Source organism: Sphingomonas telluris (genome assembly GCF_022568775.1).
Taxonomy (GTDB): Bacteria; Pseudomonadota; Alphaproteobacteria; order Sphingomonadales; family Sphingomonadaceae; genus Sphingomicrobium; species Sphingomicrobium telluris.
On sequence record NZ_JAKZHW010000001.1, the window covers coordinates 1151247 to 1164076 of the forward strand.

Below are 12830 nucleotides of genomic sequence, written 5' to 3' on the forward strand. Positions count from 1 at the left end.
CATCGTCAGCCGCGTGGATGTCCACGACGTCGTGGAAGCGCCCCTGGCGCACAAAATACAGTCGATAATCCATCTAGGACCCCCCGGCCCGGTTACTAAGGTTCGAACAGAGCATGTGTCGGCGCGTCGCGCCACAGGAGGCCAGCGGAGATATGCCGAGCCGTGCTCCGTGTAAGGTGGATTCCGGTAAGCTTGCAGTTAACGGGCGGTACAGGCCTTCCAGTCGAGCGCCGCGAGCCGTTCCTCCGGCGTCAGCCGGGTTACCAGCGAGTGTCTGGCTTCATGACGGAGATGCGCCTGCTCCTCCTCGTCCAACGTCCGCTCGAACGTCACTCCGCAAAGATCGTCGGCAATCCAGGCCACCGTCGCGAGGACGTCGATCGTGCCGACTTTGAGCCAGAGATCCTGCTCGAGTGAGACGGGGCCGCAGCCACGGATCCGGGCTCCCGCGGCCGAAACTTCGATGATCTCTACGGCGTGCGAGCGCTCCAGTGTCAGCAACGCAGCGGCCAACAGGGCCGGCTCTCGCTGTGCCTTGCGACAGCCCTCCGGGGCGTCCACTCGCCTTCCAAATCTCAGCATGAAATGGGACCCGCAAACATGTCCCCACCCAATCCAAGTTAGTAAACAAGTTGGGGTTAATGGGTTGCCGCCAATTCGGATGAAATCCGCTTTAACCGCGAATTTTTGGGCTTTGACAAGGACCCTTTCCCTTTCAGTCCCTTTCCCGATGGCCATCCCCGTATTGTTTCCCGTAGCTCATCGGGGAACGCCGCTCCTGATATGACCTAACTCGTTCCGGCAGCGAATCGGTGTATTCTTTGCACCGGAGGTCCCGGCTTCTTGGAACGAGCCTATGCCGTACTACCGGCTCTATTTCATGGATGAGCTCAGCGGCCATGTGACGACCTTCGTCGAAGTGTTCGCGAATGAGGACGGCCAAGCCTCTCAAGCGGCGGAGGCGCACCGCGGCCATCTCGCGATGGAGCTTTGGTGCGGTGACCGGAAGGTCCAGCGCTGGCCGCCCGACTTCCAGCAGTCTCGATCAGGTTCGTGAAAAGTTCACGCCCCTCCTGACTCTTGGGAACCATTCGGGAATCGGTGTGCGCGAACCGCAATCGCGGCGAATCATTTTCAGATGAGGGCATGATGGCTTCGGACGCAGGCAAAATCCTTTCGCGCATCAAGGACGAGGAGCTCGACTGGGTCGATCTCCGTTTCACCGACCCCAAGGGCAAGTGGCAGCACCTGACCATGGCGTCGGGACTGATCGACGAAGACCAGCTGACGGACGGCTTCATGTTCGACGGCAGCTCGATCGCCGGCTGGAAGGCCATCAACGAGTCCGACATGATCCTGAAGCCGGACCTCGACGCCGCTTACGTCGATCCGTTCAGCGCGACGCCGATGCTTGTCCTGTTCTGCAATGTCGTCGAGCCTTCGACCGGCGAACTATACGCCCGCGACCCGCGCTCGACCGCAACGCGCGCAGAAGCTTATCTCAAGCAGACCGGCATCGCCGACACCGTCTACGTTGGACCGGAAGCCGAGTTCTTCATGTTCGACGACGTGCGTTTCGAGGACAGCTACAACGCGTCGTCCTATCGCATCGATGACATCGAGCTGCCGACCAATACCGGCCGAGAATATGAGGGCGGCAACCTAGCCCACCGTCCGCGCGCCAAGGGCGGCTACTTCCCGGTCGCGCCGGTCGACAGCGCGCAGGATATCCGCGCCGAGATGCTCTCGACGATGATCGAGATGGGCCTGCCGTGCGACAAGCACCACCATGAGGTCGCGGCCGCCCAGCACGAGCTTGGCCTGACCTACGGCGAGCTCGTCACGACGGCGGACCGCATGCAAATCTACAAGTATGTCGTGCACATGGTGGCGCAGGCGTACGGCAAGACGGCCACGTTCATGCCGAAGCCGATCGCCCAGGATAACGGCTCGGGCATGCACACCCACATGTCGCTATGGAAGGGCGGCAAGCCCCTCTTCGCCGGCAATGGCTATGCGGGTCTCAGCGAGACCGCCCTGTACTTCATCGGCGGCGTCATCAAACACGCCCGCGCGCTGAACGCGTTCACCAACCCGACGACCAACAGCTACAAGCGCCTGGTTCCGGGCTTCGAGGCTCCCGTGCTTCTCGCCTACTCCTCGCGCAACCGCTCGGCCTCCTGCCGTATTCCGTACGGCGCGGGCGAAAAGGCCAAGCGCGTCGAGTTCCGCTTCCCGGATGCTCTGGCAAACCCGTACCTGGCCTACGCAGCGCTGCTGATGGCCGGTCTCGACGGCATCCAGAACCGCATCCACCCGGGCGATCCGATGGACAAGAACCTGTACGACCTGCCGCCGCAGGAGCTGGTGAACGTCCCGACGGTGTGCGGCTCGCTCCGCGAAGCTCTGGTGAACCTGCAGAACGACCGCGCCTTCCTCACGAAGGGCGACGTTTTCAGCGACGATCAGATCGACGCCTACATCGAGCTCAAGTGGGACGAAGTGATGCGTTGGGAGACCACGCCGAGCCCCGTCGAGTTCGACATGTACTACTCGGGATAGTCACACACTCTTTGGTAACTTCAATCAGTTACCAGACGGAGCATGTCGGTCGAAATCCCGCGTAACAGCTTCCGAGCGTCCATTCTTCGCGGGGAGAAACCGCCGCTCGTAATTGAGGACAAGAACCGCCGCCTCCAGGGCGACGGCGATGCCCTTGAAAGCGTCCTGGTTTCGCGCTCGGAGACGCGGCGCGGGAATCATCGCGAAAAGGACCGTCACCGGCTCACTGGAGAGACGGCGACGGTCCGCTACGACGGCCAACAGCATGATGTCGAGCTGGTGAACCTGTCGTCGGGCGGCGCCATGATCCGCGCCGACTTCGGCCCGAAGTTGTGGGACATCATCCAGCTCCAGCTTGGCGACACGTTCAGTCTCGATGCCGCCGTGCGTTGGCTGAAAGGCGATCTGATCGGCCTCGAATTCGCGCATGAGACGCAAATCGAGGCGGATCCGCGAGAACGCGCGGAAATCCTGCTGTCGGTGATCAAGCGCAGCTTCGACGATCAGGAAATCTACCTCGAAGCTCTCGAGGACGCTGCGGAAGCGGAGCCCGAAGAGGATCTCGGAAGTCGCGATGAGAAGCGCCACCCGCTGATCTGGATGGGCGAAGTGCACTACGCCCACGACAGCAATCCGGTCCGCTTGCGCAACGTGTCCGAAGGCGGTGCGCTCGTCGAAGTCGCCGTCGACTATCCGGTCGGCGCGGAAGTGCTTCTGGATCTGCACGCGGCCGGCCAGTTCTTCGCGTCCGTCATGTGGTCGTGCGGCGACCAGGTCGGGCTTCGCTTCACGAAACTCTTCGATATCAAGTGCCTCGCGAACGCGCGGCCCGAAATCACGCCGCACAGCTGGACGGTGCCCGGATTCCTCGACGTCGCGGAAGACGATTCGCCTTGGCACACGCAGTGGAGCCGCAGCTCCATCGCGGAACTCCATTCGGAGCTGGAAGGCTTCCTGAAGCGCTAGTCTTCCAGGATCCGGCTTTCGGTCTTCGTTTCGGGAAGCATCAGGAAACCGATTGCGGCCATTCCGATCACGGCCGACAAATACCAGTAGAAGCCGCTCTCCATCCCGGCTTGCTTGAACCAGAGGGCGACATATTCGGCAGTGCCGCCGAAGATCGTGTTGCCGACCGCATAGGGCAAAGCCACCCCGAGAGTGCGGATGTGCGCGGGGAACAACTCCGCTTTGATGAGACCGCTGATCGACGTGTAGGCGCCAAGGATCACGAGCGGGACGAGAACCAGGGCGAGCGCCGTGAGCGGCGTTTCCACTACCGCGATCGCGCTGTAGATCGGAACTGAGACCAGCGCGCCGCCGAAGCCGAAGATGTAGAGCATCGGCTTACGGCCCCAGCGGTCCGCAGCCATTCCCCACCACGGCTGGATCAGCATGAAGACGACCAGAGCGATCGTCATGATCATCGTCGCGGTCGGGCGCGAGAAGCCGCTAGTGTTGACGAGGAACTTCTGCATGTAGGTCGTGTAGGCGTAGAAGGCCGCCGAGCCTCCGCCGCTGATCCCAGCGACGATCAGGAACTCGCGCGGATGATTGCGCCACAGCTCGATCATCGATGAGCGCGCACGATCGGTGCCGAGCCTGACGAAGGATTCCGTCTCCGTCAGCCTCGCGCGCAGGAAATAGACGCCGAACGCGAGCAGGGCACCAATCCCGAACGCCAGCCGCCATCCCCACCGCTGAACCTCAGAGTCGGGCATGGTGGACTGCAGCAGCACCACAACGGCAAGCGCCAGGAGCTGGCCGCCGATCAGGGTGATGTACTGGAAGCTTGCCCAGAAGGCCCGGCGGTTCCGCATCGCCTTTTCGGAGAGGTAGGTCGCGCTCGCTCCATATTCGCCGCCGACCGACAAGCCCTGCAACATGCGCGCGAGCACGAGGACCATCGGCGCGATCCATCCGGCAGTCGCATAGGTCGGCGCCAGCGCGATCATCAGCGATCCGCCGGCCATGAGCGCGACCGACAGCGTCAGGCCGGACTTCCGGCCATGGCGGTCCGAATAGATGCCCATCATCCAGGCGCCGATCGGCCGCATCAGGAAGCCGACCGCGAAAATTGCCGCGGCGCTGAGCAGCTGCGCCGTGGGATCTTCCTTCGGGAAGAAGACGGGCGCGAAGTAGATCGTCAGGACCGAGTAGGCGTACCAGTCATACCATTCGACGAGGTTCCCGGCCGACCCGCCCAAAATGTCCCGGACGCGTTTGCTCGTGCTTTCCCGGTCGGACATGACGGCCGTAGCCATGGATCAGGCCGCCCCCGATTCCCGCGCCCGAGCCGCCGCGCCGTGCCCGTAGATGAAGTAGAGCACGACCCCGATCACCTGCGCATAGAGGAAGAATAGCTGCGTCCGGGTTGGCAGGCTGATGAACAGGTACAAGCAGCCGAGGATCCCGAAGATGCCGACGAACCACGCTGCCGGCGCGCGGAATCGCCGCTCACGGTTCGGCTCGCGCCGGCGCATGACCAGCATGGCCGCGCAGACGGCCACGAAGGCCGCCAGCGTTCCCGCATTCGCGAGTGCGGCGATGGCCGTGAGCGGAATGAGGCCCGCGAAGACCGACGTGACCACGGCCGTAAAAATGGTGATGCGGACCGGCGTCCCCCGGCTCGACACTCGGGCTAGCGAGCTCGGCAGCAAGCCATCGCGCGCTACCGTGAAGAAGATGCGGCTCTGGCCATAAAAGAAGGCTAGGATCACGGTCGGCAACGCGATCACGGCGGAGGCTCCGAGTACGCGGGCCGCCCATGGCTGCCCGATCTCGCGCAGGATCAGCGCCAGCGGCTCCGCGCTGTTTGCGAAGCCGGTCGTCGCGACCGCGCCGATGGCAGCCGCAGCGACCACCATGTAAATGATGACGCACAGCACCATCGATCCGACGATGCCGATCGCGAGGTCACGGCTGGGGTTCTTCGCTTCCTCCGCGGCGGTGGCGATCGCATCGAACCCGTAGAATGCGAAGAAGATGATGGCGGCTGCCGCCATGACGCCAACCTCGCTGCCCGACGGACCGCTGCGCGGGAAGCCATAGGGCATGAAGGGCTGGAAGTGCGACGCGTCAAATACCGGTAGCGCGACGGCGATGAACAGCGCCAGTGCGGCCAGCTTGATCATGACAAGGATCGCGTTGAGCGTTGCGCTCTCGCGCGTTCCGGCGATCAACAATCCGGCGACGACGAAGATGATGAAGATGGCGGGAAGGTTGATGATTCCGCCGAGTGCCGGGCCGTTCACCAGCTCCGCCGGTAAGCCTAGCCCGATCGACGTCAGGAAGCCCGCGGCATAGCCCGACCAACCCACCGCGACGGCGCTGACGACCAAAGTATATTCCAGGATCAGGGCGACACCGATCATCCAGGCGAGAAGCTCGCCGAAGACTACGTAGGCATAGGTGTATGCGCTTCCCGAGGCCGGAAACATCGTAGCGACTTCGGCATAGGCGAGCGCCGCGCAGGCGCAGATGACGCCGGCGATCGCGAAGGACAGGATGACCGCAGGACCCGCCTTGCCGGCGCCGACGCCGATCAGGGTCAGGATGCCCGTGCCGACAATGGCGCCGACGCCGAGCGCGATCAGGTGGGGCCAGGAAAGCGACTGCTTCAGCCGGTGCTCTTCAGGCATGTCCTCGCGAGCGACGACCGCCTTGCGCACGTTCCAGTTCTTCATGAAGCCCTCCCCTGCTCCGCCCGTTCTGGCACGGCGGCTGGCGCGGCTCAATAATCCTTGCTGACGCGGACGTTGGCGCTGGTCCGGCCGATCGTCGACACGGATGACAGAAGGGAGAGCCAGCGCGTGACCTGATATTCGGCGCGCGTGGCGGAATAGCCCTGCCCGTCCGTGATCACCTCGACGAACAATTTGCGGGTCACATATTTGCCGGCCGCGAGAGCCGTCTTCTGGCCGGTCGCGATGTCGGCGGGAAGGATGCGAAGGCGATCGAGGCCGACTGCCCTGCGGATGCTGTTGATCGGGTCCAGGCTACCGGATCCGGAATTGAGAGCAGCGACCGCGCTGGCAAGCTGCAACGCCTCGGGCGCCGACAGGTTCGTGATCGAAGTCCCAAACAGGATGCGCGAAAGCAATTCGTCCTGGGGAAGCTGCGGAGTGCTGGCAAAGGTGATTTCCGGGTGGAGGCCCGTCCCCGTCACGACGACGCTTGCGTCGAGCCCCTGCACCTGCGCGAGCGCGCGGATATCGAGCAGCGGATCCGGCGGGCTTTCTCCCCTGAACCGGATAACCCCGCGGTCGAGCCGGAAATTGCGGCCCGCGAAATCATAGTCTCCGCGGACGAGGTCGGCTCGCCCCGTGAAGCTCGGCGAGTCCGCCGTGCCGCCAACGTTGATGTTGGTCGTCCAGACGCTGTCGATCCCGAGCCCGCGAACCTTGAGCTGGCCGCCTGCGACCTTCAAGTCGAGGCGCCACGGGTGAAGGTCCGCGGCCTCGATGACCTCGTCATCCTCTAGTCCGACATGCCGGACCTGGAGCTGTGGGACAGTCGATGCAGCGGTCGCATGCCCGAGTGTGAAACGTCCGCTGTCGAGGTGAAGGTCGCCCGAGATCGTCCCGGTCTTTGCGTCGGATTTGATCTTCAGCGGTCCGGTGACACGAGCCGCCAAATCGTCGCGATTCAGGAGCTGCGCCTTCTGCGCGGTAAATGACAGATCGAGCGCCGCGATGCCGCCGGAGAAATCGACGGTGCCGCTACCGCTGATCGAACCTCCGCTGCCGGCCGTGCCCTGAAGCTTGTTGAAAACGAGCTTCGGACCGTTGAATCGACCATCGACGCTGAGGTCGGAAATCACGGTTCCCGTGATTGCGCTTTCGAGCCTGGCATTGTTGCTCCGGACCGATCCGCGGATCTGCGGATCGACGAGACGGCCCCCAATGTCCGCGCCGATCGCTACACCGCCCGTCAGGTCGAAGATTTCCGTGCCCGTCAGCCGCCACAAGGTATCGGCGGCACCAGCGTAGCGAAGCTGCGCGAACAACGGCGCGTTCATCAGCTCGGCGAGGAGTGGACCATTACCGATCGGCGCGAAACGAGCCTGCGCCCTGCCCAGCGTCTTCCCGCCCGAAACGGCGACGGCCCTCATCGCCGCCTGGTTGTTCGACACGACGGCGGCGAGCGCAACGTCAATCGGTTGAGACGCGAGCACCAGACCGGCTCGGCTGAGCCCCTTGATGCGCAGGTCGACGCGGCCGTTGCGATTGCCTTTCCACGCATAGTCGAGCCGTCCGCTCGCAATTCCGCTGAGATCGAGGTCCGGCCAACCGAGATCAAGCACTTCGAGAGGCATCGACTGCAACTGGGCGTGGACTTCCGGCAGGGATCCGCTCCGGCCTGAGAGGACCGCCCTGCCGCTGGCGAAGGAGATGCTCGTCGGCGCGAGAGCCCAACCGTCGCCCGAGCGGGTCAGGACCGCCGCCTGGTTGAGCACCAAAGGCCGCCGCTCCACCGAACCGTGCCCGGTGATCTCGATCCGATCGGGTTCGACATTCGCCAAAGTCGAAAACTCGAACGCAGCGCCGCGACGGCCTGCCATCGCTGCCCTCACTTGCCCGCTGCCATTCACGAGCTTGGCGTTGGCCGTCAGCCGGGCGAGCGAGATGCCGCTCATCTCGAACCCTCGTGCGTCGATGACGCCTTCGAGCGTCGTGCGGCCGTCCGCCAGGATGACGCTGCCATCGAGCCGGCCCGCGCGCACTGCGATGGCATTCGGGAAGGTCACTCGGTTAGCGTTGAGGTGCGCCTCGATCTTCTGCGCGCCGCTGACGGGCGAGAAGAGCAACTGCCCATCCAGACCTCCGCCGGCGATCGCGAGATTGCCGGTGAAGCCGCCCGGGTCCGCCCGCAGGTTGCCCGTTGCATGCGTACCGTCGACATCGAGCGCTGCGATCGAGATGATCGTGGGCGCACCCTTCGGCAGCAGGATGCGTCCACTGCTCGTGAACGGGCCGAGCCGCGACTGGCCGTTCGCGCGATAATCGAACCCTGCGGCGGTGGGCAGGAGCAACAGGCGCATATCGCGGATGCCGAGCGTATCGTTCGGCCGCTCCAGGAATAGTTCGACATGCGGCCGCTCGATATGTCCGTCGAGGACCAGCCGCAGCGGTCCGTAAGTCGCCTGCCGCCCCCGCGCCGTGATGTGGAACGTGCCGTCGCGGTTGCGGTACCCCTCGCCCGTCAGCCTGAGCTTCGGCGAGTAGAGCTGCAGGTTGGTGAAATGAAGAATGCCGTCGGGCGTTCGCTCCAGACGCGTTTCAATACGCGGAAGCCCGCCCGTCAGGCTCGCGAAGAAGCTGTTGTCGAGCCGCCGAACCCAGGCCTTGCCGGTGCCTACGATCCGCGATCCCTTTCCGCCGGGTCCGGGCTCGACCGTCAACTCGGATTGAACGTCGACGATGCCCAGCCCTTCGATGAAGTAGCGCGTCAGACCGCCGGACAGGATCACCTGGAAGCGGCCCGTTACGAGGTCGATCAGGATTGCCATCTTGGCGTTGAGCTTCGCGCTGGTGAGCTGAAGTCCTTCACCGCGGATAAACTTCGGCGTGATGGTCAGCATGCCGGTGAGCTTCGCGTTGGCGAGGATCGCGCCCGCAACATCGCCCACGCCGGTGATCGCCCTTGCGGAGAGGCGCAGCGGAACGCGCATCGGCCAAGGCGAAAGCCGGCCGCTCCCTTCCGCACGAACGTCGACGAAGCCCGTATTGTCGAACTTCACTGCGGGAGATGTCAGTCGATAGGAATAACGCGCCGTCGCGTACGGCCCGTCGAGCGTCCACAGGAGCCGGACGTCGCGGCCGGTCATGTTCGTGAACAGGTCCTGCGGACGCAACAGATCCACGCCCAAGCGCAGATCGCGATAAGCGCCGTCAGCGAAATCGATGGCGCCGGTCGCGGCTGCTCGAAGCGCTGCCGACCCAAGCGTCAACTTGCCGTCCAGGACGCGGTCCTTGAACGTTGCGTCCCCGGTGACCTTCACCACAGGCGCCGTCAGCCGGTTCAAACGGCCCTTGAGAAAAGGCGCCGGCGCCACGGCACCGCTGAGGCCATAGCGGCCATCGTGCGCCATCAGCTGCAGACGGCCGGTTGGACGCCCGGACAGGTTGAGCGCCGCACGGCCGCGCCACGCCGTCCAGGTGCCGTCGCCCGTCACGATGAAATCGATGGACCGCTTCGTTCCGACCAGCGCCGGGACAAGGCCGTTCGCGGGAGAGTTCACGCGGGCCTCGATGTCAAAGCGGTTGCCGTCGGGCTCCGCATCCAGGTTGAGGAACAGGCGGTCGCCGCCGCGATCCATCACGACTCGCAAGTCGATGATCGCTCGTCCCGCCCTGATATCCGCCTTGCCATGGACGCTGCCGCTTCGCGCAACGCCGGTGACTTGCGGCGCAAGCTCGAGCCGCTGGATGGAAAGCTCGCCGATATAGATGTCGAACTTGGGAAGGACTGGCCCCTTGCGCCCGGTCTTGATCAGCCTGGGGGCACGCACCAGCGTCACCTGGCGTGACGACACCTTATCGAGCCGCAGGGAGTTCCTGAACCAGGCGCTGGGTGCCCAGTCCACGTCGATTTCCGGAGAGGTCGCGAACACGCCCTGCTTGTCGAGGACGGCGACATTCTTCAACCGTGTCGCGCCGAAGATCGATCCGTCGATCCGCCCGATGCGAAAACGCAGGCCGGACGCGGTCTCGATCTTGGAGATGCGGTCGACGATAAAACGGTGACCCGGCGCGGTGTCGAGAAGGATCAGCCCTATCCCCGCGAGCACTAGGAGGCCGAGGAACAGGCTGAGCAATTCTATCGCGAGCCGGCGCCCCCAGTTCCGGCGCAGGCGCACCCGCTGCGGACGTTCAGACTCGGCGACTGCGATCTCGGACACGCTAGAAAGCCTGCCCGAGCGAAACGACGACCGCGATCCGGGCATCGCCTGACTGCGGGTTCAGCGGAGTACCGACATCGACGCGGATAGGCCCGAAACTCGAATAATATCGAACGCCGATGCCGGCACCGAGCCGCCACTTGCTGAGGTCCGGCATCAGGTCGGTTGTCAGCGTGCCTCCATCGAGGAAGGGCACGATACCGAAATTGCCGCCGAAGGCATCGATCCGAACACGTGCCTCGATGGCGAACTCTGCAAGCCCGCGGCCGCCGATGGGGTCGCCGTCGGCATCGCGCGGGCCCAGTTGCTGGTAGCCGTATCCGCGAACGGATCCACCGCCTCCCGAGTAGAATCTCCGCGACGGTGCGATCTCCGACGACTTCGCGCCAAGTATCGTGCCGAGCCGTATGCGCCCGGCAATGACGGTCCGGCCGGCAATGGGATGATAGGCGCTGGCGTCGATCTGAGTCCGCCCATAAGTGAAGCTGCCGCCGTGGAACGAGATTTCCGGGCTCAGACTGCCGCCGAGGCGGAAACCGGTAGTGGGATCGAGCAAATCGTTGCTGTCGTCGTAGCGAAGGGTTGCAGGAAGTGCGGCGATGAAGAACTTGCGCGTCTCCTTCGTCGTCGGATCGTCGAAGATGCCGCGCTCGTCGGTGCCGATGATGTCGACGCCCAGGCTGTAGGTCCATTTCTTGTGCCAGATGATGTTGCTCTGACGTTCAATGTAGCCGCCGATCCGTGCGGTCTTCGCGCGATACGCGTCGAACTCGCTGTTGCTGACCAAGGCCTGCACGTCGAGCACCTGGTCGCGGCGGCGGAAGTTGCTCCGCCTCAGCTCTACGGCGACGAGCTGTTCCTTGGTACCCGCGACCCCCCGCACCGTCAGCGCGCCTTCGGGGTTGATGAAGTTGCGATTCTGCCAGCTTGCCTCCGCCCGGATGCCCTCTCCAGTCCCATAACCGAGCTCGCCGGCGATAGTGTGGACCGGTGCGGGCTCGAGGCGGACCGCAACGTCGACCGTGCGCTTGTCGGCAGACGGGATCATCTGCACGTCCGCCGACGCGACGAGTCCCGTCGCGATTAGCGCTCGTCGGAGGTCGTTGACCTTGGACTGCTTGAACTGGTCGCCAGGGCGGAATCGCGCGATCGTCGCCACGTGCCGGGCCGAGAAGGGCGGCTTGCCACTCACCGTGAACTTCCCGAAATGCGCCACCGGGCCGGTCGTCACCGGCAGCACCAGGCTAGCCGTATGCGTCTGGTGGTTCACCTCGACCTGCTGGTCACCGATCTCAGCGAGCGCGAAGCCATCTTCTCCCAACGCAACCCGCAGCGCCGTCCCCGCATCGATAACGTCCTGCGCGATCACCGCGTCACCCGGCTGCACCGCGAAGGTCTTACGCAGCGAAGCGGCATCCGCGCCGGCAGCCTCGAGCCCCGGAAGCTCAACGGAATCGAACGTGTACTGCCTACCCGGCTCGGCGGTGAGAAAGATCGAGAGTTCGCCCTGCGCCTGTTCGACACGCGGCTCGACCACAGCGTCGTAATAGCCGCGCGATCGGAGGAGCTCGGCAAGCAAGTCGGCGTCCGCGCGCGACCGCCGGTCGATTTGCGCGGCGTTGGCGGCCTGCCCCTTCCCCTGACGCAGCGCCGACTGAGCGTCGAAGGACTTCACCAGCTCGGGTTCATCGTCGACGCCAGTGATGCTTTCGAGCACGACGGAGTAGCGGCGCACTTCGTCGGCGCCCAGCTGCAACTGTCCTTCTGGCTGTGCAATCGTCGCCTGGTCGGGCCCTGTATCCGGAGCAGCCTCGTCCAAAGGCTCCACGGGCGCGGCATTCATGTCGGGCCACTCGACGCCCAGGTCGGGCATCGGGTCGAGCGGAGCCGTCGGATCGAGGTCAGCGGAGCCGGGCTGCTGGGCCGCGGCGGGAGAATGGCAAGCAAGAGCGATGGCGGCCGTGCACGACAGCCGCGCGGCCATTCGCGCCCAACCCATTGCTCTCATGCGGGAAGAGTAACCGGCGCTCCTGAACCGCGCCAGTCCGGACCAACCCGTTAGTGAACCGTTCCGCGCACTTCGTCGCTGGAAAGAGTCGCGATGACGCGCTCGATCTGCCGCCAATGGCAGAAGCGGATCAGATTGCCCTTGTCGCGGCTCTGCTCGGCGCGCGCGGCAGCCTCCAGTCCGGCGTCATCGCCGAACCGGTCCATAAGTTCAGCCGCCTCGGAAAGTGCGAGGCGGCCCGCGATGTACACTGCGTTCATGGCTGCCGATTAACCTATGGGCCCTTTCCCGAAGGCCGATGAATGCGGTCAACGATGCATTCACCATGTTCGGCAGGCGCTGGAACCGGACACGCGCCTC

Annotated in this window: 9 protein-coding genes; 3 read left to right on the forward strand and 6 right to left on the reverse strand. The window is 64.4% G+C overall.

All coding sequences use genetic code 11. The features are described 5' to 3' along the window. Window positions 1-198: 198 nt before the first annotated feature. The gene (locus tag LZ016_RS15660; protein ID WP_366512887.1) at window positions 199-738 is read right to left on the reverse strand and encodes a PilZ domain-containing protein; all 540 of its coding nucleotides are present in this window, start codon (window positions 736-738) and stop codon (window positions 199-201) included. Window positions 739-856: 118 nt separating this feature from the next. Between LZ016_RS15660 and LZ016_RS05820 the strand changes: the two genes are divergently transcribed. The 3 genes from LZ016_RS05820 to LZ016_RS05830 all read left to right on the forward strand — a co-directional run bounded on the left by LZ016_RS05820 (window position 857) and on the right by LZ016_RS05830 (window position 3528). Beyond that, window positions 857-1057 (forward strand): hypothetical protein, encoded by a 201-nt coding sequence (locus LZ016_RS05820; protein ID WP_241446427.1) that lies wholly within the window; start codon window positions 857-859, stop codon window positions 1055-1057. A 92-nt stretch (window positions 1058-1149) separates the two neighbouring features. Next, window positions 1150-2562, forward strand: coding sequence for a type I glutamate--ammonia ligase (glnA, locus tag LZ016_RS05825; RefSeq protein WP_241446428.1), 1413 nt, complete (start codon window positions 1150-1152; stop codon window positions 2560-2562). A 42-nt stretch (window positions 2563-2604) separates the two neighbouring features. Then, window positions 2605-3528, forward strand: coding sequence for a PilZ domain-containing protein (locus LZ016_RS05830; protein WP_241446429.1), 924 nt, complete (start codon window positions 2605-2607; stop codon window positions 3526-3528). On the opposite strand, the gene LZ016_RS05835 is transcribed toward LZ016_RS05830, so the two are convergent. From LZ016_RS05835 to LZ016_RS05855, 5 genes are read right to left on the reverse strand one after another with little or no spacing between them, the layout of a single operon-like run. Continuing rightward, complete coding sequence (locus LZ016_RS05835; protein ID WP_241446430.1) at window positions 3525-4823, reverse strand: MFS transporter; 1299 nt, start codon at window positions 4821-4823, stop codon at window positions 3525-3527. The two genes, LZ016_RS05830 and LZ016_RS05835, sit on opposite strands and share 4 nt — an antisense overlap. A gap of 3 nt (window positions 4824-4826) precedes the next feature. Next, window positions 4827-6245, reverse strand: coding sequence for an amino acid permease (locus tag LZ016_RS05840; RefSeq protein WP_241446432.1), 1419 nt, complete (start codon window positions 6243-6245; stop codon window positions 4827-4829). Window positions 6246-6292: 47 nt separating this feature from the next. Next, a complete protein-coding gene (locus tag LZ016_RS05845) occupies window positions 6293-10462 on the reverse strand; it encodes a translocation/assembly module TamB domain-containing protein (RefSeq protein WP_241446433.1) in 4170 nt (1389 codons plus the stop codon). A 1-nt stretch (window position 10463) separates the two neighbouring features. After that, window positions 10464-12461 carry an autotransporter assembly complex protein TamA gene (locus tag LZ016_RS05850; RefSeq protein WP_241446434.1) on the reverse strand — a complete coding sequence of 666 codons (1998 nt, stop codon included), beginning with the start codon at window positions 12459-12461 and terminating at the stop codon, window positions 10464-10466. 59 nt (window positions 12462-12520) lie between these two features. Beyond that, the gene (locus tag LZ016_RS05855; protein ID WP_241446435.1) at window positions 12521-12730 is read right to left on the reverse strand and encodes a hypothetical protein; all 210 of its coding nucleotides are present in this window, start codon (window positions 12728-12730) and stop codon (window positions 12521-12523) included. Window positions 12731-12830 lie beyond the last annotated feature (100 nt).